Source organism: Citrobacter sp. CK195 (genome assembly GCF_030333365.1).
GTDB lineage: Bacteria > Pseudomonadota > Gammaproteobacteria > Enterobacterales > Enterobacteriaceae > Citrobacter_B > Citrobacter_B koseri.
Genome location: NZ_JAOWGB010000026.1, coordinates 890,765 through 914,005, shown reverse-complemented (window position 1 = coordinate 914,005; position 23,241 = coordinate 890,765). Strand labels below are relative to the sequence as shown.

The 23,241-nt window shown below is 49.7% G+C and carries 25 protein-coding genes; 12 read left to right on the top strand and 13 right to left on the bottom strand.

The genetic code is table 11. The features are described 5' to 3' along the window. Positions 1–19: 19 nt before the first annotated feature. On the bottom strand, positions 20–883 hold the full coding sequence (locus OGX93_RS21680; protein ID WP_012135780.1) for a YicC/YloC family endoribonuclease: 864 nt from the start codon (positions 881–883) through the stop codon (positions 20–22). Positions 884–1,008: 125 nt separating this feature from the next. Here OGX93_RS21680 and rph point away from each other — a divergent pair, with 125 nt between their 5' ends. After that, on the top strand, positions 1,009–1,725 hold the full coding sequence (gene rph, locus OGX93_RS21675; protein ID WP_012135779.1) for a ribonuclease PH: 717 nt from the start codon (positions 1,009–1,011) through the stop codon (positions 1,723–1,725). Positions 1,726–1,789: 64 nt separating this feature from the next. Continuing rightward, entirely contained in the window at positions 1,790–2,431 is a 642-nt protein-coding gene (gene pyrE, locus OGX93_RS21670) for an orotate phosphoribosyltransferase (protein ID WP_024131063.1), read from the top strand. A 75-nt stretch (positions 2,432–2,506) separates the two neighbouring features. Here pyrE and slmA read toward each other — a convergent pair whose 3' ends face one another. The 3 genes from slmA to coaBC all read right to left on the bottom strand — a co-directional run bounded on the left by slmA (position 2,507) and on the right by coaBC (position 4,869). Further along, the gene (slmA, locus tag OGX93_RS21665; protein ID WP_012135776.1) at positions 2,507–3,103 is read right to left on the bottom strand and encodes a nucleoid occlusion factor SlmA; all 597 of its coding nucleotides are present in this window, start codon (positions 3,101–3,103) and stop codon (positions 2,507–2,509) included. A 109-nt stretch (positions 3,104–3,212) separates the two neighbouring features. Further along, the gene (dut, locus tag OGX93_RS21660; protein WP_006687626.1) at positions 3,213–3,671 is read right to left on the bottom strand and encodes a dUTP diphosphatase; all 459 of its coding nucleotides are present in this window, start codon (positions 3,669–3,671) and stop codon (positions 3,213–3,215) included. Further along, the gene (gene coaBC, locus OGX93_RS21655) at positions 3,649–4,869 is read right to left on the bottom strand and encodes a bifunctional phosphopantothenoylcysteine decarboxylase/phosphopantothenate--cysteine ligase CoaBC (protein WP_286448775.1); all 1,221 of its coding nucleotides are present in this window, start codon (positions 4,867–4,869) and stop codon (positions 3,649–3,651) included. The genes dut and coaBC overlap by 23 nt, the downstream gene beginning before the upstream one ends. Positions 4,870–5,042: 173 nt before the next feature. On the opposite strand from coaBC, the gene radC reads away from it, so the two are divergent. The 4 genes from radC to mutM all read left to right on the top strand — a co-directional run bounded on the left by radC (position 5,043) and on the right by mutM (position 7,254). After that, positions 5,043–5,705 (top strand): RadC family protein, encoded by a 663-nt coding sequence (radC, locus tag OGX93_RS21650; protein ID WP_047460249.1) that lies wholly within the window; start codon positions 5,043–5,045, stop codon positions 5,703–5,705. Between the two features lie 216 nt (positions 5,706–5,921). After that, complete coding sequence (gene rpmB / locus OGX93_RS21645) at positions 5,922–6,158, top strand: 50S ribosomal protein L28 (RefSeq protein WP_003024071.1); 237 nt, start codon at positions 5,922–5,924, stop codon at positions 6,156–6,158. Between the two features lie 20 nt (positions 6,159–6,178). Then, positions 6,179–6,346, top strand: a complete 168-nt coding sequence (rpmG, locus tag OGX93_RS21640) for a 50S ribosomal protein L33 (protein WP_001051798.1) — start codon at positions 6,179–6,181, stop codon at positions 6,344–6,346. A gap of 98 nt (positions 6,347–6,444) precedes the next feature. Next, positions 6,445–7,254, top strand: coding sequence for a bifunctional DNA-formamidopyrimidine glycosylase/DNA-(apurinic or apyrimidinic site) lyase (mutM, locus tag OGX93_RS21635; RefSeq protein ID WP_047460253.1), 810 nt, complete (start codon positions 6,445–6,447; stop codon positions 7,252–7,254). A 51-nt stretch (positions 7,255–7,305) separates the two neighbouring features. Here mutM and coaD read toward each other — a convergent pair whose 3' ends face one another. Beyond that, positions 7,306–7,785 carry a pantetheine-phosphate adenylyltransferase gene (gene coaD / locus OGX93_RS21630; protein ID WP_012135771.1) on the bottom strand — a complete coding sequence of 160 codons (480 nt, stop codon included), beginning with the start codon at positions 7,783–7,785 and terminating at the stop codon, positions 7,306–7,308. Positions 7,786–7,793: 8 nt separating this feature from the next. Next, entirely contained in the window at positions 7,794–9,071 is a 1,278-nt protein-coding gene (waaA, locus tag OGX93_RS21625; RefSeq protein ID WP_286448741.1) for a lipid IV(A) 3-deoxy-D-manno-octulosonic acid transferase, read from the bottom strand. Between the two features lie 422 nt (positions 9,072–9,493). On the opposite strand from waaA, the gene OGX93_RS21620 reads away from it, so the two are divergent. From OGX93_RS21620 to OGX93_RS21605, 4 genes are read left to right on the top strand one after another with little or no spacing between them, the layout of a single operon-like run. Beyond that, positions 9,494–10,618 carry a glycosyltransferase family 4 protein gene (locus tag OGX93_RS21620; RefSeq protein ID WP_047460257.1) on the top strand — a complete coding sequence of 375 codons (1,125 nt, stop codon included), beginning with the start codon at positions 9,494–9,496 and terminating at the stop codon, positions 10,616–10,618. Continuing rightward, the gene (rfaP, locus tag OGX93_RS21615) at positions 10,611–11,408 is read left to right on the top strand and encodes a lipopolysaccharide core heptose(I) kinase RfaP (protein WP_047460260.1); all 798 of its coding nucleotides are present in this window, start codon (positions 10,611–10,613) and stop codon (positions 11,406–11,408) included. Before OGX93_RS21620 ends, rfaP begins: the two co-directional genes overlap by 8 nt. Positions 11,409–11,439: 31 nt before the next feature. Further along, the gene (locus OGX93_RS21610; protein WP_012135766.1) at positions 11,440–12,459 is read left to right on the top strand and encodes a glycosyltransferase family 8 protein; all 1,020 of its coding nucleotides are present in this window, start codon (positions 11,440–11,442) and stop codon (positions 12,457–12,459) included. A gap of 37 nt (positions 12,460–12,496) precedes the next feature. Continuing rightward, positions 12,497–13,489: a glycosyltransferase family 8 protein gene (locus OGX93_RS21605; protein WP_049011055.1), complete on the top strand. Its 993-nt coding sequence runs from the start codon at positions 12,497–12,499 to the stop codon at positions 13,487–13,489. Between the two features lie 26 nt (positions 13,490–13,515). Here OGX93_RS21605 and OGX93_RS21600 read toward each other — a convergent pair whose 3' ends face one another. The 7 genes from OGX93_RS21600 to rfaD are packed head-to-tail and all read right to left on the bottom strand — an operon-like array spanning position 13,516 to position 20,785. After that, a complete protein-coding gene (locus OGX93_RS21600; protein WP_286448739.1) occupies positions 13,516–14,460 on the bottom strand; it encodes a glycosyltransferase family 8 protein in 945 nt (314 codons plus the stop codon). After that, positions 14,461–15,516 (bottom strand): lipopolysaccharide core heptosyltransferase RfaQ, encoded by a 1,056-nt coding sequence (gene rfaQ / locus OGX93_RS21595; protein WP_047460266.1) that lies wholly within the window; start codon positions 15,514–15,516, stop codon positions 14,461–14,463. It lies immediately after the preceding gene. 1 nt (position 15,517) lies between these two features. Further along, complete coding sequence (locus tag OGX93_RS21590) at positions 15,518–16,531, bottom strand: glycosyltransferase family 2 protein (RefSeq protein WP_286487825.1); 1,014 nt, start codon at positions 16,529–16,531, stop codon at positions 15,518–15,520. After that, on the bottom strand, positions 16,524–17,807 hold the full coding sequence (locus OGX93_RS21585) for an O-antigen ligase family protein (protein WP_286448736.1): 1,284 nt from the start codon (positions 17,805–17,807) through the stop codon (positions 16,524–16,526). The genes OGX93_RS21590 and OGX93_RS21585 overlap by 8 nt, the downstream gene beginning before the upstream one ends. 18 nt (positions 17,808–17,825) lie before the next feature. Then, positions 17,826–18,794 carry a lipopolysaccharide heptosyltransferase RfaC gene (rfaC, locus tag OGX93_RS21580; RefSeq protein ID WP_230009575.1) on the bottom strand — a complete coding sequence of 323 codons (969 nt, stop codon included), beginning with the start codon at positions 18,792–18,794 and terminating at the stop codon, positions 17,826–17,828. A 3-nt stretch (positions 18,795–18,797) separates the two neighbouring features. Further along, the gene (gene rfaF / locus OGX93_RS21575; RefSeq protein ID WP_286448735.1) at positions 18,798–19,844 is read right to left on the bottom strand and encodes an ADP-heptose--LPS heptosyltransferase RfaF; all 1,047 of its coding nucleotides are present in this window, start codon (positions 19,842–19,844) and stop codon (positions 18,798–18,800) included. A gap of 8 nt (positions 19,845–19,852) precedes the next feature. After that, positions 19,853–20,785, bottom strand: a complete 933-nt coding sequence (rfaD, locus tag OGX93_RS21570; protein WP_012135758.1) for an ADP-glyceromanno-heptose 6-epimerase — start codon at positions 20,783–20,785, stop codon at positions 19,853–19,855. A 215-nt stretch (positions 20,786–21,000) separates the two neighbouring features. Here rfaD and kbl point away from each other — a divergent pair, with 215 nt between their 5' ends. Both kbl and tdh read left to right on the top strand, forming a co-directional pair. Continuing rightward, positions 21,001–22,197 (top strand): glycine C-acetyltransferase, encoded by a 1,197-nt coding sequence (gene kbl / locus OGX93_RS21565; RefSeq protein WP_071259194.1) that lies wholly within the window; start codon positions 21,001–21,003, stop codon positions 22,195–22,197. 9 nt (positions 22,198–22,206) lie between these two features. Continuing rightward, the gene (tdh, locus tag OGX93_RS21560; RefSeq protein WP_286448732.1) at positions 22,207–23,235 is read left to right on the top strand and encodes an L-threonine 3-dehydrogenase; all 1,029 of its coding nucleotides are present in this window, start codon (positions 22,207–22,209) and stop codon (positions 23,233–23,235) included. The last annotated feature ends 6 nt before the right edge of the window (positions 23,236–23,241 follow it).

The window sequence follows — 23,241 nt, the reverse complement described above, 5'->3', positions numbered from 1 at the left end:
GGCTACGTGGGAATGAGGTTTACTCGATATTCTGAATTTGCTCGCGCATTTGCTCGATCAATACTTTCAGCTCAATTGCAGAATTGGTGACATCAGCATTGATGGATTTGGAGGCCAGAGTGTTCGACTCGCGGTTGAACTCCTGCATCATAAAGTCCAGACGACGGCCAACCGCCTCTTTTTTCTTCAGGATGTTGTAGGTTTCTTTGACGTGCGCGTCCAGACGATCCAGCTCTTCCGCCACGTCAATGCGCTGTGCCATCAGCACCAGCTCTTGCTCCAGACGGTTATTTTCCAGTTGTACCTGTGCGTCTTCCAGTTTTGCTACCAGACGTTCGCGCTGCCATTGCAGGATTTCCGGCATATGGGCGCGGACTTTCACTACCTCAGCGCTGACGCCTTCCAGACGCTGCTCAATCAGTGCTTTCAAAGCCTGACCTTCGGTTTCCCGGGCGACAATGAAGTCATCCAGCGTCCCGTCCAGCGCGGCGAGGATCTCTGCGGCAATCGCGTCCAGATCCTGTTCCTGGGCGGCCATGACGCCCGGCCAACGTAGGATATCTACCGGGTTGATTTCCCCTTCATCGCTCTGCATTTTGACCCAGTTCGCAGAGGCAACGAGCTGCTTTGCCAGCTTCTCATTCAGAATGAGTTCGCCTTGCGCGCTGGCATCGGGTTCAAAGCGTAAAGTACATTCGATTTTTCCGCGCGTCAGGCGTGTACGAATGCGTTCGCGTACAACAGGTTCAAGGCTACGGAACTGTTCCGGCAGACGAAAATACGTTTCCAGATAACGCTGGTTTACCGAGCGCATTTCCCAGGTAGCGCTACCCCATTCACCCTTGATTTCACGCCGGGCGTAGGCGGTCATACTGCGGATCATAGACGTTCCTGTTTTTAAAGGAGAGATGGAAGGATTATAGCCATCCATGCCTTGTCAGGATAGGAATAACCGCCGGAAGTCCGTATAATGCGCAGCCACATTCGTTTCAAGCCGGAGATCTCAATATGCGTCCAGCAGGCCGTAGCGCTAATCAGGTGCGTCCCGTAACCCTGACCCGTAACTATACAAAACACGCTGAAGGCTCGGTGCTGGTCGAATTTGGAGATACCAAAGTGCTGTGCACGGCATCCATCGAAGAAGGCGTACCGCGCTTTTTGAAAGGGCAGGGCCAGGGGTGGATCACCGCAGAATATGGCATGTTGCCACGCGCTACGCATACCCGTAACGCGCGTGAAGCGGCGAAAGGCAAGCAGGGCGGCCGCACGATGGAAATCCAGCGTCTGATCGCCCGCGCGCTGCGCGCTGCTGTCGATCTTAAAACGCTTGGCGAGTTTACTATCACTCTGGATTGCGATGTGATCCAGGCGGACGGCGGTACGCGTACTGCATCTATCTCCGGGGCTTGCGTTGCGCTGGCCGATGCGCTGAACAAGCTGGTCGCGAACGGTAAGCTGAAAACCAACCCGATGAAAGGGATGGTGGCTGCGGTTTCCGTCGGCATCGTGAATGGTGAAGCGCTCTGCGATCTGGAGTACGTTGAAGACTCCGCGGCTGAAACCGATATGAACGTGGTAATGACCGAAGACGGTCGAATTATTGAAGTGCAGGGAACGGCAGAAGGCGAGCCGTTCAGTCACGAAGAACTCCTTACCTTGTTGGCATTAGCCCGAGGGGGAATCGAATCCATTGTAGCGACGCAGAAAGCGGCGTTAGAAAATTGATTTTAAGGCGACCAACGAGTCGCCTTTTTTTTGTCTGTAATAAAGTGAAATGAGGAGCGAATCCATGAAACCGTATCAGCGCCAGTTTATTGAGTTTGCGCTTAACAAGCAGGTACTAAAGTTTGGCGAATTTACGCTGAAATCCGGGCGCAAAAGCCCCTATTTCTTCAACGCCGGGCTGTTTAATACCGGGCGCGATCTGGCTCTGCTGGGACGTTTTTATGCCGAAGCGTTGGTGGATTCGGGTATCGATTTCGATCTACTGTTTGGTCCGGCCTATAAAGGTATTCCGATTGCGACGACCACCGCTGTTGCACTGGCGGAACACCATGACAAAGACCTGCCGTACTGCTTTAACCGTAAGGAAGCCAAAGACCACGGTGAAGGCGGAAGTCTGGTCGGGAGCCCATTACAGGGACGCGTGATGCTGGTGGATGATGTGATCACTGCGGGTACTGCGATTCGTGAATCAATGGAGATTATCCAGGCGAATGGCGCAAGTCTGGCGGGGGTGCTGATTTCTTTGGATCGTCAGGAGCGTGGCCGTGGCGAGATTTCCGCAATTCAGGAAGTGGAACGCGATTACGGGTGTCAGGTGATCTCGATTATCACGCTGAAAGACCTGATTGCGTATCTGGAAGAGAAGCCAGAGATGGCGGAACATCTGGCGGCAGTGCGTGCGTATCGGGAAGCGTACGGGGTTTAAGTAAATTGCCCGGCGGCGTAGCGCTTACCGGGCCTGTAAGGCCGGATAAGGCATCGCCGCCATCCGGCTACGCTGTTACTGCAATTGCGCGGCAACCAACGGCCAGCGGGCGTCGAAATCGTCCGTTGGGCGGTATTTGAACTCGCTGCGTACAAAGCGGGACAACATCCCTTCACAAAACGCCAGCAACTGACTTGCCAGCAGGGTTTCATCCGTGGCGTACCCTTCGCCTTCGCGCATTCTTTTTTCCCGCAGAACCTGACGCAGCTGCGCTTCAATGCGCTCAAACAGCTGGTTAATCCGTCCTTGCAGGCGATCTTGTTCAAACATTAACGCATGACCGGTGAGGATACGCGTCAGGCCTGGGTTGCGTTCGCCGAAGCCCAGAATCAACAACACAATTAAACGCAGACGCGCGCTGGTGTCTTTCTCATCTTTTAAGATCAGATTGATACGGGTAATCAGACTGTCTTCGATAAACTCAATCAGACTATCGAACATGCGAGTCTTACTGGGAAAATGGCGATACAGCGCCGCTTCAGAAACGCCGACGGAGGCTGCCAGTTTCGCTGTTGTGATGCGTTGGCTTCCATCGCTGGATTCCAGCATCAGCGCCAGAGACTGAAGTATTTCTTCGCGACGATTCCTTTTCGCAGTTTGTTTTTCTGCCATGTTACAAAATACCCCTGAAAATAAGCACTTGCCAGGCGAGCATCCACACTATGACCGCAAACTCAGCGTTTGCGGCGATGTTATGTCGTTATCAGGATGCGTAAATGTCTTACTTGCGACCAGAATGGCCGAAGCCGCCTTCACCACGGTCGGTGGCTTCAAACTCTTCCACCAGATTAAATTCGGCCTGTACAACCGGTACGAAAACCATCTGAGCAATACGTTCGCCCGGCTCAATGGTAAAGCTGTCCTGGCCACGGTTCCAGATGGAAACCATCAACTGACCCTGATAGTCAGAGTCGATCAGGCCGACCAGATTGCCGAGCACAATACCATGCTTATGGCCCAGGCCGGAACGTGGCAGCATTACCGCCGCCAGAGACGGATCGGCAATATGAATTGCCAGACCGGTCGGCACCAGCGTCGTTGCGCCAGGCGCCAGTTCTACGGCGTCATCGAGACAGGCGCGCAGGTCAAGTCCGGCGGAGCCGGAGGTGGCATAAGTTGGAAGCGGAAATTGCTGCCCAACGCGCGGGTCCAGAATCTTAACGTCGATTTTTTTCATCATAACGGGTCACGATCTCGTCGAGTAATAATTGGCCCAGGAGCGCTTTCCGTTCGAGCGGTAAGGCTTTATCTCCATCCTGCCAGAAAAGGTGCAATGCGTTGCTGTCGCTATTAAATCCTTGAGTTGAAAGTGAAACATCGTTCGCGCAGATCAGATCAAGGTTTTTGCGGATACGTTTTTGCCGGGCGTATTCTTCCACATTATTTGTTTCCGCGGCAAACCCAACGACATAAGGACGCTTGTCTTTGAGTGCGGCGACCCCGGCGACAATATCAGGGTTCTTGACCATTTTTACTGTTAATTCATCGTCCTGCGTCGCCTGTTTCTTAATTTTTTCGCTGGCGACGGCAGCTGCACGGTAATCAGCAACCGCAGCACAGCCGATGAAAATATGCTGCTTCTGAACCGCTGCCTGGACTGCCGCTTCCATTTCCAGCGCAGTCATCACATCAATGCGCTGAACAAAAGGTGGCGTGGGCAGCGCAACGGGGCCGGAAACCAGCGTAACGTTGGCGCCGCGTCGTGCGGCGGCGGCGGCAATGGCAAATCCCATCTTACCGGAGCTGTGGTTAGAGATATAACGCACCGGATCGAGCGGCTCGCGCGTCGGGCCCGCCGTAATCATGATGTTGAGATGTTGCAGATCGTTGACAGGGGAGAAATGCGCTGCCGCCATATCCACAATGGTCAACGGGTCGAGCATGCGTCCTGGCCCCACGTCTCCACACGCCTGGCTGCCGCTGTCCGGCCCCCAGATAAGCATTCCGCGTGACGCGAGTACATCCAGATTATGTTGCGTGGCGGCGGCGCGATACATTTGCTGGTTCATGGCCGGAAGTACGGCAATCGGGGCGGATGTCGCCAGACAAATCGTTGAAACCAGATCGTTGGCCATACCGGCAGCAACGCGAGCGATCAGATCTGCCGTGGCTGGCGCGAGGATAACTAAATCCGCCCATTTCCCCAGCTCAATATGGCCCATCGCGGCTTCTGCGGCAGGGTCAAGCAGACTGTCAGAAACGGGATAACCCGACACCGCCTGTAGGCTCAGGGGCGTGATAAAGGCTTTTGCCGCTTCGGTCATCGCCACGCGGACGTCGGCGCCGCGTTCGCGTAAACGACGCACCAGTTCAGGGGTTTTATAGGCAGCAATGCCGCCGCTCACGCCGAGAACGATTTTTTTGCCAGCCAGGCTCATCATGATCTTTCCTGTTGGATTGCACCAGAAGGCGGACATTTTATCACAATCCTGAATCCCGTCGTGCAGTTGCCCGTAATTCACTTTGCGAGGCGCTACGCAGGAGTGAAATACGGGCGTCGATTCACCCCAGGAGCTATGCCACCATGAGGCGTGCTTAAGGAGGTGAACGTATGGATGCGCCGGAACGTTTAATGCCCCGGGAAAAAATGTTGAAGTCAGGAATTGGTTCGCTGACGGATGTTGAACTGCTGGCGCTCTTTTTACGTACAGGAGTGCCAGGAAAAGATGTGATGGCTCTGGCGCATGAAACGCTGCAACGCAGTGGGTCGCTCTATGGGTTGCTGTCTGCGGATTTCGCGCAATTTCGCGGTACAGGTATCGGTATCGCTAAGTATGCGCAGCTTAAGGGGATTGCCGAACTGGCAAGGCGCTATTACAAGGCGCGCATGATGAAGGAAAACGCGTTGTTGAGCCCGGAAATGACGCGTGAGTTTCTGCAAAGCCAGTTGGCGGGGGAAGAGCGGGAGATCTTCCTTGTGATCTTTCTGGATGCCCGGCACCGGGTGATTAAACACAGCCGTCTTTTTTCCGGCACGCTGAATCATGTCGAGGTGCATCCGCGCGAGATTATCCGCGAGGCGATAAAATTAAATGCTTCTGCGGTGATCCTTGCGCATAATCACCCCTCGGGGTGTGCAGAACCGAGCAAAGCGGATAAACTCATCACCGAACGTGTCGTAAAATGTTGTCAGTTCATGGATATACGAGTACTGGATCACCTTGTGATTGGGCGCGGAGAGTACGTTTCTTTTGCCGAACGTGGTTGGATTTAGAACACTTCGCGCGATCCATCGGGATCTTTGTCTGTTCGGGACTTGAGCACATCGCTTACACAGCGTATACTACGCCACCTTTGAGAATCTCGGGTTTGGCATTTGGGCCTGGCAATCGAGAGTTCACAATGAACTGCGATAACCAGGCTGAGAAGCCTGACGAGGCGCCAATACCCCATACGAAGCTCGAGCTAATTTGATTTTTGGAGAATAGACATGTCCCGAGTCTGCCAAGTTACTGGCAAGCGTCCGGTGACCGGTAACAACCGTTCCCACGCACTGAACGCGACTAAACGCCGTTTCCTGCCTAACCTGCACTCTCACCGTTTCTGGGTTGAGAGCGAGAAGCGTTTTGTCACCCTGCGTGTATCTGCTAAAGGTATGCGTGTAATTGATAAGAAAGGCATCGAAACAGTTCTGTCCGAACTGCGTGCCCGTGGCGAAAAGTACTAAGTACTTAGAGGAAATAAATCATGGCTAAAGGTATTCGTGAGAAAATCAAGCTGGTTTCTTCTGCTGGTACTGGTCACTTCTATACCACCACGAAGAACAAACGTACTAAGCCGGAAAAACTGGAACTGAAAAAGTTCGATCCAGTTGTCCGTCAGCACGTTATCTACAAAGAAGCGAAAATCAAATAATTCTCGCTTTGATGTAGAGAAAAACCTCGCTTCGGCGGGGTTTTTTGTTTTCTGGCCGTCCCCATATTAATGAGACCTGAAACAGAGCCGGAGACGTTATGCCTGAATTACCTGAAGTTGAAACCAGCCGCCGCGGCATTGAACCGCATCTGGTTGGGGCAACCATTCTGCATGCCAATGTGCGCAATGGACGTCTGCGCTGGCCGGTATCGGAAGAGATCTACCGCCTGAGCGATAAACCCGTACTCAGCGTTCAACGCCGCGCGAAATATTTGCTGCTGGAGTTACCGGATGGCTGGATCATCATTCATCTGGGAATGTCGGGCAGTTTGCGTATCCTTCCTGAAGAACTTCCCGCTGAAAAACATGACCACGTTGATCTGGTGATGAGCAATGGCAAAGTCCTGCGCTACACCGATCCTCGCCGCTTTGGCGCCTGGCTGTGGACGAAAGAGCTGGAAGGGCATAACGTGCTGGCGCATCTCGGCCCGGAGCCGCTGAGCGACGATTTTAACGGGGCCTATTTGCAGCAGAAATGTGCGAAGAAGAAAACGGCAATTAAACCCTGGCTGATGGATAACAAACTGGTGGTGGGCGTGGGAAATATCTACGCCAGCGAGTCGTTGTTTGCGGCAGGCATCCATCCTGACCGTCTGGCGTCGTCATTATCGCAGGCTGAGTGTGAGCTGCTGGCCCGCGTGATTAAGGCCGTTTTACTGCGTTCCATCGAGCAGGGTGGTACAACGTTGAAAGATTTTCTGCAAAGCGACGGTAAGCCGGGCTATTTTGCTCAGGAGTTGCAGGTTTACGGACGTAAAGGGGAACCGTGCCGGGTTTGCGGTACGCCGATCGTTGCGGCTAAACACGCGCAACGGGCGACGTTCTACTGCCGTCAGTGTCAGAAATAAGATGGATTGCAGGCCGGATAACGCGCTGACGCGCCATCCGGCAAAAGCGTTTTACTTCAGCTTATCCATCAAGGCCTGATGAACGTTCTCCGGTAAGAAGTGGGTAACGTCTCCCTGATGGCGCGCCACTTCTTTTACCAGCGAAGAAGAGATAAAAGACCACTCTTTTGAAGGCATCAGGAAGACGCTCTCAAGCTGCGGCATTAAATGGCGATTCATGTGCGCCAGTTGCATTTCATATTCAAAATCAGCCACGGCGCGCAAGCCGCGAATCAAAATATTGGCCTGCTGAATGCGCGCGAAGTTGGCCATTAAGTCGCTGAATCCCATGACTTCCACGTTGCCGAGGTGCGCCGTCGCCTGTTGCGCCAGCGCTACACGCTCTTCAAGGGTAAACATCGGTTTTTTGCTGGGGCTGGCGGCAATGGCGAGGATAACGTGATCGAACATCTGCGTCGCGCGCGTCACGATATCAATATGGCCGTTGGTGATCGGATCGAAGGTTCCTGGGTAAATCGCCCGTTTTTGCATGACAGCCCTCAATGCGTTTTCGGTGGCAGGTAAGGTTCCAGCAGTTGTAACAGACGCTGTAGCGCACCCTGGTTTTGGTACAGCACTTCAACGGCATGTCGACCGTAGAAATTACGATAATCCGCGTCGGTCAGTAAAGACGAAACCTCTTTTACCAGCGTTGTGGCATCGGTTACGGTAATCAGCCCGCTTGCTTGCTCCAGTCGGGCGCAAATATCTTTGAAGTTAAAGGTATGAGGGCCCATCAATACCGGTATCGCGTGTGCGGCAGCTTCCAGCGGGTTATGTCCTCCGCGTTCAACCAGCGAACCGCCGACAAATGCGAGATCCGCAATACCATACAGTAGCATTAATTCGCCCATTGTATCGCCAATAACAACCTGGGTACTGGCGGACGGCACCTCTCCTGAGGAACGCGTGGTATAGCTGAGCCCTGCCTGGCGCACGAGGTTAATCGCATCCGGGAACCGCTCTGGATGGCGAGGAACCAGAATCAGCAGCAGGTTAGGGAATTGATGCAGCAATGCCTGATGAGCGGCGATAACAATACTCTCTTCGCCGTCATGCGTACTGGTGGCGATCCACACCGGGCGGTGCGGCGCCCACTGGCGACGCAGCGTAACCGCTTTTGCTGCAAGCTGCGGCGTCACGGAAATATCAAATTTCAGACTGCCGGTGACGGTGAGCTGGTTATTTTTCGCACCCAACGCGATAAAGCGCGCGCTATCTTCTTCATTTTGCGCCGCGATTAGCGTAATGCGACGCAGCAATCTGCGAACAAATTTCCCCAGCTTTGTATAGCCAGCAGCCGACCGGGCGGAAAGGCGCGCGTTGGCGATAACCAACGGAATATGACGTTTATGCAGCGCGGCAATCAGGTTCGGCCAGAGCTCGGTTTCCATAATCAACACCAGTTTAGGGTCAACTTTATTCAGGAAACGGTTGAGCGCATCGGGCAAATCATAAGGAAGATAGACGTGTTGAACATCGCTGCCGAATGCGGACTGTACGCGCTCTGAGCCGGTAGGCGTCATGGTGGTGACGGTAATCGGCAAATCAGGATAACGGTGTCGCAGGGCGCGAACTAAAGGAATTGCCGCCAGTGTTTCACCCACAGAGACGGAATGCAGCATGATCCCGCCAGGTTTAAGCGGATGACGGTAAAAACCGTAACGTTCGCCCCAGCGTTTACGGTAGGCTGGCGCTTTACGTCCACGCACCCAAAGCCGTATCCAGATCAAGGGCTGAATAAGGTAGAGAAGGGCGGTGTAAAGCAATTCGAGCATAGTAAATAGCTGACTGATGGATGTGCTGGGGATTCTATGTATTTAGCCTGGGCTTTACCATCATTTTTATCCTTGTTGCACTAAAACACCTGAATTGACAATACATTATTTGCGGTAGGTGTTTTTCTCCAGATACATCAAAACAGGCTGTTAACGCCGAATAACGCGTGAAATTGTGCTCTGTCCTTCAGTAGTAATGGTTTACATCTTATTGTTTTGAAATTAAAAATTAACTTTTTGCTTAAAAAACATTCATTTCGGTTCGGGAGCTAATCAATGGTATACTACTGCGCAAATTCAGGCAGCCATCAGCCTTCAGGGCGCCGGGAATATGGAGGGTAGTCTTTGTTTGCAGACAAAGATTACGGCGCTTTTACCTGCCTGGCCTGGGATGTTTGGCGACGTAACGCGGATATTATTGCATGACCATTGCTTTTTGTTTGTACAAATATTTTCCCTATGGCGGGTTGCAGCGTGATTTCCTGCGAATAGCGCATACGGTTGCGGCGCGTGGCCATCATGTTCAGGTATTGACTCAGCAGTGGCAGGGCGAACGTCCCTCCGACCTTGAAATTATCCTTGTTCCGGTGACTGCCAGAACTAATCATGGAAAAAATGAACAGTATTATCAGTGGGTTCAGAGTTACCTGAGCCAACATCCCGTCGATCGCGTCGTTGGGTTTAATAAAATGCCCGGGCTTGATGTCTATTATGCGGCAGATGTGTGCTACGCGGAAAAAGTCGCCCGTGAAAAGGGTTTCTTTTATAAGCTGACCAGTCGTTATAAGCACTATGCAGCTTTTGAAAAAGCGACCTTCCAGCAAGGTGCTCATACCGAGCTTTTGATGTTAACAAATAAGCAAATCGGTGACTTTAAGCATCATTATCATACTGAGGATCGCCGTTTTCATATTTTGCCGCCAGGGATATACCCGGACAGGAAATACAGCCAGCAACCTGAAAACAGCAGACAGATTGTCAGAGAAAAAAATGGCATTGGGTTAGATCAGTTCCTGCTTTTACAGGTAGGTTCGGATTTTAAACGCAAAGGCGTACCAAGAACGTTACTGGCGGTAGCTTCTTTACCTGAAGCAATACGTCAACGTACGCGATTGATGGTTGTCGGGCAAGACAAGGCCGACCGGTATCAGGCCCAGGCGCGTCAACTAGGGATTGAGAAGCAGGTGCAGTTTTTTTCAGGGCGCGATGATATTTCAGCGCTGATGTCTGCTGCTGATTTGCTGCTTCATCCTGCCGTTCAGGAAGCGGCCGGAATCGTATTATTAGAGGCGATTGTCGCCGGGCTACCCGTGTTGACCACCGAAGTTTGTGGATATGCGCACTATATCAATGCTGCGCAGTGTGGCGTTGTTATACCGGAGCCTTTTGCACAGGAAGTCCTGAATGCTTCCCTCTGCGATGCGCTGGAGAAAGGTGAGCAGCGAAGTGAATGGGCAAGTCATGCAAGACACTTTGCCGATACAGAAGATCTCTACAGTCTGGCTGATAAAGCGGCTGATATCATTTTAGGTTTTGAGAATGATTGAATTAAAAGAGCCATTCGCTACGCAGTGGCAAGGTAAAGATCCGTTTGTCGAAGTAACGAAACTGGACGGAGAGGTTTTCCGCGCTCTGGAGACCCGGAGGACGCTGCGTTTTGAGATGATGGGTAAAGGGTATTTCCTGAAATACCATCACGGAACCACGCTGAAAGAAGTGCTAAAAAACCTTATTTCCTTGCGTATGCCCGTTCTTGGCGCGGATCGCGAGTGGCTGGCTATTCACCGTCTGCAATCACTGAATGTTGATACCATGACCGGCGTCGCGTTTGGGCAAAAAGGGTTTAATCCGTTGCAGCGGACATCGTTTATCATCACGGAAGATCTCTCGCCGGCAATAAGCCTTGAAGACTTTTGCGCCAGGTGGAGTGAAGAACGTCCTGACCTCACCTTAAAACGAACCATTATCACCCGACTGGCGGAGATGGTGGGGAAAATGCATCGTGGTGGGGTGAACCATCGGGATTGTTATATTTGCCATTTTTTACTACAGCAACCATTACCGGCTGATGTGGCTGATATAAAACTTTCCGTGATTGATCTGCATCGCGCGCAAATTCGTCGCCGGGTGCCGCGTCGCTGGCGTGATAAGGATCTGATTGGGCTCTATTTCTCCTCACTCGAAATTGGCCTGACCTCGAGAGATATTTATCGTTTTTTACGCGTTTATTTCTCGATGCCACTGCGTGAAATTCTTCGCAAGGAAGCCAGTTTGCTTGAGCAAGCGGCGGCGAAAGCACAAAAAATCAAACAAAGAACGATAAGAAAAGCGTTATAAAATCACATACAGGGTTTGAGGTGATCTCATCATGAACATTGATTTTGAAAACGTAATAATTCAAAAAAAGGTTATCGACAACGCTACACACCAGAAAAGCAAAAAGTTGAATATTGCATATGGTGTAGATCGAAATTTTTTATTTGGCTCTGGAATTTCAATGACATCAGTGTTGGTGAACAACCCTGATATTGATATCCATTTCTATGTTGTGACGGACTATGTTGATGATGAGTACCTGGAAAGCGTGGAACGACTCACGCAAATGTATGGTACAACGGTAACGGTCTTAGTTTTTGATAATGAGGCGTTTCGCAAGTTGCCGAGTACTAAAGCATGGACCTATGCGATGTACTATCGCTATTTTGCGTTCGAGTATTTAAGTCGTGAACTGGATTCTGTGCTGTATCTGGATGCCGATATCGTTTGTAAAAATTCGCTGCGGGAACTGACGGATATTCATTTTGCCGGAGAATATGCGGCTGTTGTTAATGATATTGATCGAGTACGTTTAAAATCCGGGCAGAGACTGGGTATTCCTGAGTTAGCTCGTGACTATTTTAATTCAGGGGTGGTATTCGCTAATCTCCATGTCTGGAGAGAAAAAAAACTGTTATCCAAAGCCTTTGAGGTTTTGCATGAGCGTCAGAAAGAACTGCTTTATTTTGACCAGGATATCCTGAATATCTTATTTGTTGGGCATGTGATCCTGCTGAGGCGTGATTTTAATTGTATTTATGGCGTAGACCAGGAACTGAAGAATAAAAATGAATATCGTTATCAGGACTTTATCACTGAGAGTACGGTATTAATTCATTATGTCGGCGTGACAAAACCGTGGCATACGTGGGCTAACTATCCGGTTTCTAAGTACTTTATTGAGGCTTATAAAAAATCGGCATGGGCCGAAAAATCGTTACTCAATGCAAATACGGCAAAATTATATAAGCGCAAGTCACGCCATGAAAGGATACAGCGAAAATATATTCGTTCTATATTTAGCCATATAATGTATATTAAAAATAAGCTACACGGCGCTAAAGTGCATTGAGTGGCTTGTTGAAAATAAATTTAAATAGGTGTAGTGAATGATTTTTGATTGCCATCAGTCTATAAAAAAGATACTTGATTTTAATCAAGCACCAGCCGGGGAGAGTCCACAGCTCAATATCGCCTGGGGTGTTGATAAAAACTTCATGTTTGGCGCCGCGATTTCGATGACATCAGTGTTGATACATAATAAAGACATCAATATCCATTTCCATCTTTTTACTGATTATGTGGATGATGATTATCAACAGAAAATAAGTATGCTGGCGCAGCAATTCTCTACTAACATCTCAATATATCTTATGGATGCCGAGGGGTTAAAGGTGTTGCCCAGCGGTAATGCCTGGTCTCATGCGATGTATTTCCGTTTTATCGCATTTGAATATTTAGGTGAAAAAGTTGATTCACTCCTGTACATTGATGCAGACGTGATATGCAAAGGCTCACTTGTTGAATTGAGTCATCTCAACCTTGATGGGCATGTTGCTGCGGTAGTAAGGGACGTCGATGATAGTCCTGCCAGAGATATTGAGAAAAATAGTGATTATTTTAACTCTGGTGTGATCTATGCGAATCTTAAAAAGTGGAAAGAGCAGAACTTTATTGGTGCTGCATTTGATATCCTCCTGGATAAAAATCAGAAACTCTCTTTCCCCGATCAGGATGTTTTAAATATTCTTTTCTTAAATAAAGTGATCTTTTTACCGCGTATCTACAATGCGATATATGGTATAAAACAAGAGTTAAAAAGCAAAGATATATCACGCTATAAAGAATATATAACGGCTGATACCATTCTTATTCATTATATTGGGGTAACTAAACCCTGGAATTCCTGGGCAAATTATCCGTCTGCACAGTATTTTGTGGAGGCATGGAAGGCTTCACCATGGGCGAATGTGCCGTTGTTGCCTGCCAGAACGCCAAAGCAGTATAAGAAGAAGTCACGTCATGAAAGGCTACAGGGTAAATATATTGCTTCAATTATCAGCTACATAGGCTATCTGGCCGAAAAAGTCAAAGGTAAGTAAAAAAGCTCCCCGAGGGGAGCTTTTTTTTAATGAATCTTGGTTTTGAGGTACTTTGCGTACCATTTTATGGCGGTAAAATAATTACCTTTTTTTGCCGCCTGACGGGAGTACACCCGATAATCGGTAGGCCTCATACGAGGGGCATAAGAGCGTAACTCTGCATTCCGCCAGGGCGTGAAATGGTGGTAGAAAATATAAAGCTGTTGCGACAGCCCCGTATGTTCTTTATACCACGGTTTTCTTCCACCCGTAAAATGAATGATTCTTGGCAGCGTGTCACTGTGATAGAAGAAATTTTCTTTCTGTTCGTCAGTAAACCAGTTAAACAGGAAATTCCAGCGGTTATCAATAAACGTAATATTGCCGTTCATTGCAATGTTGAGTGCGTCCTGATCAAAGTAAGGCAATGATTTTCCTTGCTCAAATAACACGGTATTTGCTTTATGTTCAATGTCATGCTTAATCCAGTTCGTGACATTAATATAAAGGAAACCAGCGTTAAAATAGTGATCGATGCTCAGCCCTAATCGCCGGGCGTGTTTATTATCATGAATGTTGAGAGAGTCATGGCTGACGGCGCAAACAACATCATCAATATCAACGCTGTTAATCTCACTGAGTGAGTCAAAGCATAGCGTATCGGCATCAAGATAGATAAAACGTTCTACTTTGTCTTTAAGTAAACGGGGCACAGCCAGACGCATATAAGTTGAGCGATTGAGATGTTTTATCGCAAAATCATTGTTATATTTTTCAATATCAGCCTTATCGATCGTGATAACCTGAATTTTATTACTGGTCGACTGTAGCTTCGCAATATCTTCATCGCTGACATCATAGACAAAGACAAAAAATGCGAGAGATTGCTCAGGGTTATTCATTATGACAGACATAATGGATACGGCAACATACTCCAGATAATTAGCATCTGTGCAGTAGGCAATATTAATTACGTTAGTTTTGTTATCCATTTACGCTGTCTCATTTCCTTCAACCGGGTTGCTATCATGGAGCACAGTGTCGATAGCGTCAATAACTGCGTGTTCTGGTATCCAGGTCAGGTATTTCCGGGATCTGTCCAGTTCTGCCCGGGTCGGCATTGGATGATAATCGCCTGCCCAGATCAGCGCAGCTTTATCTGACCAGGGTTTCCACTGTTGATAATTTGTGGCGCCAAACAAACATACCTGCGGCGTGCCTAATGCGGCAGCCATATGCATGGGGGCGGAGTCCACGCCGATATACAGCACTGCATGATCGATTAACGCCGCCAGTTGCAGGAAAGTCGTTTTACCTGCCACCGTCAGGTCTGGTGGTGATTGACACAGTCCGGCGATACGCGCTACCTGCTGCTGTTCTTGTACTGCGGGCCCACAGGTCAGGTAAACATGCAGACCGCGTTGCTGCAAATAATCTATGACATGCGCAAATTTTTCATCATCCCAGCACTTAAACGATTGTCTTGCAGTGGGTTGAATCACAACGTATTTTTGCGTGGAAAGCGCGGGAAGCTGAGTCAGTAAATATTGATAGTCACTCTCGCGATAGCAGAGCAACATCTCTTTTTTGAGTTCGCTTTCACTAAAGTCGAGGCCTTTTAGAATGGATAAGTTTTGCTCAACAATATGAGTTCCGGTTGTTGGTGTGACTTTTGTAAAAAGGCAATTCCACTGCTTCTTGTCCCTTTTAAAGGCAATAGAGGGGCGGCGTAGGGAAGCGATAAGTGCGCCAATAGGCCATTGCTCGGTTAAGTTGACAATAAGGTCATAGTGGTTTTTTTTCAGCTGGCGGCGTACCGATATATAATTTTTAATGGTTTCCAGCAGACCTTTCTTTTTTTCAATAAGGTAAAAGTTGTTGATTCTCTCATCAGCAGCCAAAATTGCCCTGGTGTCTTTATAAAGAAGAAGATCAATTTTTGCGTGCGGATAACGTGCCTGGATACTGGCAATAACAGGGGTAATGAGCAGAACATCGCCATAAAACTTAAGCTTGCAAATAAGAATTCTTTCTACTTTATCAAACATATTAACTTTCCTTGCTAACAAATAACATTTTGCAAGCGTTTATGGCTTTAAATCGTATTTTTGAAATAAAACGATCAATGTGTGGGTACTTCATTTTATAAATAACTTTTCTTTTAACGATGCTTGTATCACAGCATGTTAGTGCATCTTGAATGTCACTGATCATATCTTCTTCGTAGCGATAATAACCTTTCTTCTTGCGCAGCAACTTGCGTCCCTCAAGGAAGCAGTTAATGATCATTAATGTGGCTACAGTTCGTTTTTCATCATTTTCTTTTATATAGTCACACATTTTACGCATGGCGAAGAAAATATATTGCGCATCATTTTCAAGAATATTCTCGGTAATGCTCCGATCGTTTATTCGATAATAATATAGCTTGTTATCTATTTTTAAGATCTTATGGCATTTAAAGTATTGAAATGGACAAAAAATAATGTCCTCATAACGATGATGTTCTTCGAAGCGGTCTTGCCCAATAATGTCACGGCGAAAGAATTTTGTTACAAGGTGCCATTGACCCGCACGGAAAGTGGGTAATAACTGCGTTAAATTTTCATCCGTTAACGTGATTTCACTCTGTTTTACCGCATCCGGCTTATCTTTTTTGCATTGATAGAGATTATTAATGTCACGGGTTAAGTTGAATTCAACGATATCATATTTCTCTTCTCTTAATTTAGGGAGAAGAACCGAAAAATAATCCGGGCTAATAATGTCATCGCTGTCAACAAAGCCAATATACTTCCCTGTCGCATGTGAAAGCCCGACGTTGCGGGCAATCGCAACACCATGATTTTCCTGGTAGATGTATTTCACGTTGTTGCAATGATGTTTGCGATAAAACGCATTTATGCGTTCTTCAGTCAAATCCGTTGAGCCATCATTAATAATGATTACTTCTACCTCATTAGTGATGCCCTGATGTAAAGACTCCAGCGTATCCGTAATGAATTCGGCATTGTTGTATGCCGGTATAATAATGCTCAGCAAATAATCTGAAGCGTTAATCATGGCATAACTCTCTCATCGTGCCTGGTGTCAGCATCATCGCCGCGCATAATGCCAGCATACTGCTCAGAGTTTCACCTTTGGCGTATAATAATAAGTCGCTTAAACCATAGATAACTATAGCACTGGAAATGATGAATAACAGAGGGCTACGTTGTGTATAAGCTTTTAAAAACATCGCCAGATACAAAAAGAGCAGAGCGATGACGCCAGAAATCCCTTTAAGAGAAAAAGTATCAATGAATTCGTTATGCAAATGGATGTCGACGAACCCAAGTGCTCCTCTTAACGAGGTATCCTGTCGGGCAAAATCCCGCATTCCAGCATCGCGTTGTTCAAGTGATTGGCCCCAGTAGTGGTTTTTTCCAGCATCAATACCCGCTCGTTGCATCGCGAGTCGGGCGCCAATCGAGGTATTACTGTTATTCTTACTGTAAGAATGCATATCGGTTACGAAGCTGTTATAGCGCTTTTCAATCACCGATTTTAAAGGGATTGCCGCCAGCCCCGCGAGAACAATAAAGGCCAGTAACGTACGCAGCAAAACGGTACGGTTATGCCGATAGTGTAAGAAAAATAGCCCTATGCTCAGAACCGGATAGACCAGAATGGCGGCGCGGGTTTGCGTTATAGTGATAACCGCCAGTGATACCAAAAAGTGTAATAAATAGAGCAGGATTGTATGCTTCAGCCGCAAGTTGATGATGGCCTGTGACGCGAGCAATGCGACAAACGTCAACGCATAAGCCGCTCCTGTCGGATGTTCAAAACCCAGTTCGACACGGTAGTTAAGCGGATCCGGTGAGGTGAGGAGTTGATAACCCGCAAAAAGATACAAACCAACAGTCGTCGCAATCACCCAGTAGCGGGTTATACGATCTTTCATCGCACATGCGATTGGCGATTGCAGGGCTGTGACAATCAGTGCGGCAAAGATCATCACTTTACCGCCGTTCTGGTATGAGCGATAAGCGCCAGTAAAGGATGAGCCCGGTTCTTTAAAGATCTCAACCCAAATAATTTGTACTAAACCGAAGAGCAGCAGCATCACGGGTAACAGCAGATTTTTCTTATCACTCAGAAGTGACTTGCTGTGTTTACCGATAATCGGTAGCGACAGAACCGCACATGCAATAAAAACTTTTAAAGCTTCGTCTGGATTGATCAGCAGCATCGCCAGGGTCGTCAGGCACCCGGCATAAAATAAAAAATAGATAACGTTAAACGGATTATTTTGCGTGCTGCGGATAAAGCGAGAAAACGTGTGTCCACGAAGCATGATTAATCTCTTTAAAAGTTATAGCAAATTAAAATCAAGCAATGATACTTTGACGGCATCCGCACCCAGAGTTGACATCTTCCCTGAATGACTCTTTTGCGCGCACTGATTCTTCCCATATCCCCCAATCAGTCCCGGATCGGTCGGGCCATACAGCGTGATATTAGGTCGATCAAGGGCGGCGGTTAAATGGCTAAGCCCGGTATCAACGGACACTACAAATTTTGCCCCCGCCAACTCGCGTGCGACCTCTTCCAGACTCATTCGTGGTAAAACATCCACATAATCAAATCCTTCCGCTAATCTTTTTGCCCGTGCTTCTTCATGGGGCGCACCCCAGGGCAGCTTAATGCGTACACCCGCATCACGCAGTTGGCCGATCAGATCTCGCCAGTTTGCTTCCGGCCAGTGCTTATCGTCTCGGGTGGTCGCGTGTAAAAATACCGCATATTGCCCTGCGTCTGCATTCAGATTGCTCAGGAAATGCTGCGCAATCGCATAATCGCCCTGGGACTGTGGCTTGCTGTACCCCAGGCTTTTAGCGAACAGCTCGCGGGTGCGTTCAACGGCATGCTGCGCTTTAGCGATGTGATGCTTTCGGTTGTAAAACAGGCTGGCCAGGGGCTCCCGGGCCGTACTCCAGTCCATGCCGTGCTTTACGCCGCGTCCCAGTCTTGTGACCAGCGCCGCGCTTTTTACCAGCCCCTGGGCATCAATAATCGCATCGTATTGCTGTGCCTGTACGGCATCGCGAAAGGCTTTACGTTCAGCTTTGATGGGCGCGGAAAACCAGGCCTTACGCCAACGGCGAATAGCGACGGGAATCACGCGATCGACAGCATCGTGCCAGGATGGAATTTGCGCGAATCCTTCTTCTACCACCCAATCAAACTGAATACCCGGGATGACTTGCTGTGCGTCAGTCAGTGCGGGCAATGTGTGTAACACATCCCCCATTGATGATGTTTTGACTATCAGAACCCGCATCCGTCAGGCTTCCTCTTGTAATAACAGACTATTGAGTTCTTCCAGGACACGCGTCGGCGTGATGTCAATCAGGCTCTGATGATACCCCTCCGCAGCATCCCCTTTGCGCACCTTGTGATAACCCGTAATCAGACGGATAACCCGCGCTTTATGCGAAAGTGGGGGAGTAAAGTCCGGGCTGCTGGGGCCGTACAGCGCGACCAGCGGACGGTTCAGCGCAGCGGCGACATGCATTAAACCAGAGTCATTCGTGACAACGGCTTTGCAGGCGGATAGAAGGATAACAGCTTGTTCCAGCTGCGTTTCTCCCGCCAGATTGCGGCACCAGGCCTGCTGCTCAGTATTCAGTGTAGCCAGAATTTCATTTCCGGCGTCATGATCTTTTGCTGAGCCAAACAAGACGATCTGGTGGCCTTCATCGATGAGCTGCTTTGCCAGTTCCGCATAGTGATAATGCGGCCAGCGTTTCGCCGGGCCAAATTCCGCGCCGGGGCAAAAACCGATCATCGGACGTTCAGCAGAAAGAGAAAATTCGTTGCAGATGAGGGACTTTTCGCCCTCGCTCACCTGTAGCTGCGGCCATAACAGAGGCTGCGGCAGATCCTGGGCTGTACGCATAACGCCTTTGTCGTAGGCCAGCGCCACATAGCGTTCCACCATTAATGGCCAGGCCTCTTTATCTAACACGCGTGCGTCGTTGAGCAGGCCGTAGCGCATCTCGCCGCGCCAGCCGGTGCGATGCGGAATGCCGGCAAAGAAAGGAACGAGTGCGGATTTAAACGAATTCGGCAGAACATAGGCGCGGTCATAGCGCTTTTCACGCAAACTATGACCGAGCTTGCGCCGCTCGCCAATTTCCAGCGCCCCGTGGCCAAGCGGCATGGGGATCGCGTCGTTGACCTCCGGCATACGCGACAATAACGGGCGGCACCACGCGGGCGCCATCACGTCGATTATCGCCTGGGGATAGCGCGCCTTGAGCGTGCGATAGAGACTTTGCGACATCATCATGTCGCCTACCCAGGACGGACCAATCACCAGTATTTTCATGTTTCTTCTTACGCGTCGCGATTCAGCCAGGCCATATACTCCGTTACGCCTTCGGCAACGGTCTTGAACGGTTTGTCATAGCCTGCGGCGCGCAGATTGGTCAGATCCGCCTGCGTGAACGCCTGGTAACGGCCTTTCAGTTTTTCCGGGAACGGAATGTACTCAAGGTCGCTTTTCTTGTGATAAGCCAGCGCGGCATCCGCCACGGCCTGGAAGGATTCCGCGCGCCCGGTGCCCAGGTTAAAGATGCCGGACACGCCGTTTTCCCAGAACCACAGGTTTACATCAGCCACGTCGCCGACGTAGACAAAATCGCGTTTGAAGTTTTCGCTGCCTTCAAACAGTTTCGGCGTTTCACCGTTGTTGAGCTGAGTATTCAGATGGAAAGCGACGCTCGCCATGCTGCCTTTATGGCCTTCACGCGGTCCGTAAACGTTGAAATAGCGGAAACCTACAATCTGCGAGCTGGCTTCAGGCAGGATCTGGCGCACATACTCGTCGAACAGGAATTTAGAGTAGCCGTAAACGTTCAGCGGTTTCTCATATTCCCGAGACTCAATGAAGTCAGAGGTGCGACCGCCGTAAGTTGCCGCAGAGGAGGCATACAGGAACGGAATGTCACGTTCCAGGCAGTAGTGCAGCAGCTCTTTGGAGTATTGATAGTTGTTGTCCATCATATACTTGCCGTCCCACTCGGTGGTGGAAGAGCAGGCGCCTTCGTGGAAAACCGCTTCGATATCGCCGAACTCTTCTCCGGCCATAATCTGGATCAGGAAGTCTTCCTTATCCATATAGTCAGCAATATTCAGGTCCACCAGGTTGACGAACTTGGTGCCGTCTTTCAGGTTGTCCACCACCAGGATATCGGTGATGCCTTTATCATTCAGGGACTTAACGATGTTGCTGCCGATAAAGCCCGCGCCGCCGGTAACGATGATCATAACTGTAACCTTCGAATTATGGAGTCAGAGACAATCTCAGACACGAATACTTCTTATCATATCACTACACGGCCCAGGCTTCAGCCATTCACCGATAAGCTGTGCGGGTACGCGTGATTTATGCTGCATTTTCAAGAAGTGATGATGCGTCATCTCGTATCAATGTATAGCTTTGGGTAATATGTGCTGAAATTTGCCCAGTCTGGAGAATCGCAATGCGTGGGGATTTTTATAAGCAGTTAACCAACGATCTGGAAACCGCCCGTGCGGAAGGATTGTTTAAAGAAGAGCGCATTATCACGTCTGCGCAGCAGGCGGACATCACCGTGGCAGACGGAAGCCACGTCATCAACTTTTGCGCCAACAACTACCTGGGGCTGGCTAACCATCCCGAACTGATTGCGGCAGCAAAAGCGGGAATGGATTCTCACGGGTTTGGCATGGCTTCAGTGCGCTTTATCTGCGGCACTCAGGACAGCCATAAACAGCTGGAGCAAAAACTGGCGGACTTCCTCGGTATGGAAGACGCTATTCTGTACTCTTCCTGCTTTGACGCCAACGGCGGCTTGTTCGAAACCCTGCTGGGCGCAGAAGATGCGATTATCTCGGATGCGTTAAACCACGCCTCGATTATTGATGGCGTTCGCCTGTGTAAAGCGAAGCGTTTTCGCTATGCCAACAACGATATGCAGGAACTGGAAGCGCGTCTGAAAGAGGCCCGTGAAGCTGGCGCTCGTCATGTGCTGATCGCCACCGACGGCGTGTTCTCGATGGACGGCGTTATCGCCAACCTGAAAGGCGTCTGTGACCTGGCAGACCTTTACGGCGCGCTGGTGATGGTTGATGACTCCCATGCTGTCGGTTTTGTCGGGGAGAACGGTCGCGGTTCTCACGAATACTGTGACGTGATGGGACGCGTGGACATCATTACCGGTACGTTAGGCAAAGCGCTGGGTGGGGCATCTGGCGGTTATACGGCGGCGCGTAAAGAGGTGGTGGAGTGGCTGCGTCAGCGTTCCCGTCCGTATCTGTTTTCTAACTCCCTGGCGCCTGCCATTGTGGCGGCCTCCCTTAAAGTGCTGGAGATGGTTGAGGCGGGGAGCGAGCTGCGCGATCGCCTGTGGGCGAATGCGCGTCAGTTCCGTGAGCAAATGTCCGCTGCGGGCTTCACGCTGGCTGGCGCCGATCACGCTATTATTCCAGTGATGCTGGGTGATGCGGTGGTTGCGCAGCAATTTGCCCGCGAACTGCAAAAAGAGGGGATTTACGTGACCGGATTCTTCTATCCGGTTGTACCGAAAGGTCAGGCGCGTATTCGTACCCAGATGTCTGCGGCGCATACCCCTGAGCAAATCACGCGTGCGGTTGAGGCGTTCACACGTATTGGTAAACAACTGGGCGTTATTGCCTGAGGATGTGAGATGAAAGCGTTATCCAAACTGAAAGCGGAAGAGGGCATCTGGATGACTGACGTTCCGGTACCGGAAGTCGGGCATAACGATCTGCTGATTAAAATCCGTAAAACAGCCATCTGCGGCACTGACGTTCACATCTATAACTGGGATGAATGGTCGCAAAAAACCATCCCGGTTCCGATGGTGGTAGGGCATGAATATGTCGGCGAGGTGGTCGGTATCGGTCAGGAAGTTAAAGGCTTCAGGATTGGCGATCGCGTTTCCGGCGAAGGCCATATTACCTGCGGCCATTGTCGTAACTGTCGCGGTGGCCGTACGCATTTGTGCCGCAATACTCTGGGTGTCGGTGTTAACCGTCCCGGTTGTTTTGCGGAATATCTGGTACTTCCGGCGTTTAACGCCTTTAAGATCCCGGATAACATCTCCGATGATTTAGCCTCTATCTTCGACCCCTTCGGCAATGCCGTACACACGGCGCTGTCGTTCGATCTGGTCGGTGAAGATGTGCTGGTTTCCGGTGCCGGCCCGATCGGCATCATGGCGGCGGCGGTAGCGAAACATGTGGGCGCGCGTCATGTCGTGATCACGGATGTGAATGAGTACCGTCTGGAACTGGCGCGTAAAATGGGCATCATCCACACGGTGAACGTTGCGAAAGAGAACCTGACCGACGTGATGGCTAATCTGGGCATGACCGAAGGGTTTGATGTCGGCCTGGAGATGTCCGGTGCGCCGCCTGCGTTTCGCGCCATGCTGGATACCATGAACCACGGCGGTCGTATCGCGATGCTGGGGATTCCACCTTCAGATATGTCTATCGACTGGACGAAGGTGATCTTCAAAGGGCTGTTTATTAAAGGTATTTACGGTCGTGAGATGTTTGAAACCTGGTATAAGATGGCGGCGCTGATTCAGTCTGGCCTGGATCTGTCTCCGATCATCACCCACCGTTTCTCCATTGATGAGTTCCAGAAAGGCTTTGATGCGATGCGTTCAGGCCAGTCAGGAAAAGTGATTCTGAGCTGGGACTTATAGCATCCT

Coding starts and splice junctions, on each gene's coding strand:
- OGX93_RS21590 (WP_286487825.1), bottom strand. CDS start 16,531: ATGATTAACGCTTCAGATTATTTGCTGAGCATTATTATACCGGCATAC.
- kbl (WP_071259194.1), top strand. CDS start 21,001: ATGCGTGGGGATTTTTATAAGCAGTTAACCAACGATCTGGAAACCGCC.
- mutM (WP_047460253.1), top strand. CDS start 6,445: ATGCCTGAATTACCTGAAGTTGAAACCAGCCGCCGCGGCATTGAACCG.
- OGX93_RS21585 (WP_286448736.1), bottom strand. CDS start 17,807: ATGCTTCGTGGACACACGTTTTCTCGCTTTATCCGCAGCACGCAAAAT.
- pyrE (WP_024131063.1), top strand. CDS start 1,790: ATGAAACCGTATCAGCGCCAGTTTATTGAGTTTGCGCTTAACAAGCAG.
- OGX93_RS21680 (WP_012135780.1), bottom strand. CDS start 883: ATGATCCGCAGTATGACCGCCTACGCCCGGCGTGAAATCAAGGGTGAA.
- rfaQ (WP_047460266.1), bottom strand. CDS start 15,516: ATGTTTGATAAAGTAGAAAGAATTCTTATTTGCAAGCTTAAGTTTTAT.
- rfaF (WP_286448735.1), bottom strand. CDS start 19,844: ATGAAAATACTGGTGATTGGTCCGTCCTGGGTAGGCGACATGATGATG.
- rph (WP_012135779.1), top strand. CDS start 1,009: ATGCGTCCAGCAGGCCGTAGCGCTAATCAGGTGCGTCCCGTAACCCTG.
- rpmG (WP_001051798.1), top strand. CDS start 6,179: ATGGCTAAAGGTATTCGTGAGAAAATCAAGCTGGTTTCTTCTGCTGGT.
- waaA (WP_286448741.1), bottom strand. CDS start 9,071: ATGCTCGAATTGCTTTACACCGCCCTTCTCTACCTTATTCAGCCCTTG.
- rfaP (WP_047460260.1), top strand. CDS start 10,611: ATGATTGAATTAAAAGAGCCATTCGCTACGCAGTGGCAAGGTAAAGAT.
- rfaD (WP_012135758.1), bottom strand. CDS start 20,785: ATGATCATCGTTACCGGCGGCGCGGGCTTTATCGGCAGCAACATCGTT.
- rpmB (WP_003024071.1), top strand. CDS start 5,922: ATGTCCCGAGTCTGCCAAGTTACTGGCAAGCGTCCGGTGACCGGTAAC.
- coaBC (WP_286448775.1), bottom strand. CDS start 4,869: ATGAGCCTGGCTGGCAAAAAAATCGTTCTCGGCGTGAGCGGCGGCATT.
- rfaC (WP_230009575.1), bottom strand. CDS start 18,794: ATGCGGGTTCTGATAGTCAAAACATCATCAATGGGGGATGTGTTACAC.
- OGX93_RS21605 (WP_049011055.1), top strand. CDS start 12,497: ATGATTTTTGATTGCCATCAGTCTATAAAAAAGATACTTGATTTTAAT.
- OGX93_RS21600 (WP_286448739.1), bottom strand. CDS start 14,460: ATGGATAACAAAACTAACGTAATTAATATTGCCTACTGCACAGATGCT.
- dut (WP_006687626.1), bottom strand. CDS start 3,671: ATGATGAAAAAAATCGACGTTAAGATTCTGGACCCGCGCGTTGGGCAG.
- slmA (WP_012135776.1), bottom strand. CDS start 3,103: ATGGCAGAAAAACAAACTGCGAAAAGGAATCGTCGCGAAGAAATACTT.
- OGX93_RS21620 (WP_047460257.1), top strand. CDS start 9,494: ATGACCATTGCTTTTTGTTTGTACAAATATTTTCCCTATGGCGGGTTG.
- radC (WP_047460249.1), top strand. CDS start 5,043: ATGGATGCGCCGGAACGTTTAATGCCCCGGGAAAAAATGTTGAAGTCA.
- tdh (WP_286448732.1), top strand. CDS start 22,207: ATGAAAGCGTTATCCAAACTGAAAGCGGAAGAGGGCATCTGGATGACT.
- coaD (WP_012135771.1), bottom strand. CDS start 7,785: ATGCAAAAACGGGCGATTTACCCAGGAACCTTCGATCCGATCACCAAC.
- OGX93_RS21610 (WP_012135766.1), top strand. CDS start 11,440: ATGAACATTGATTTTGAAAACGTAATAATTCAAAAAAAGGTTATCGAC.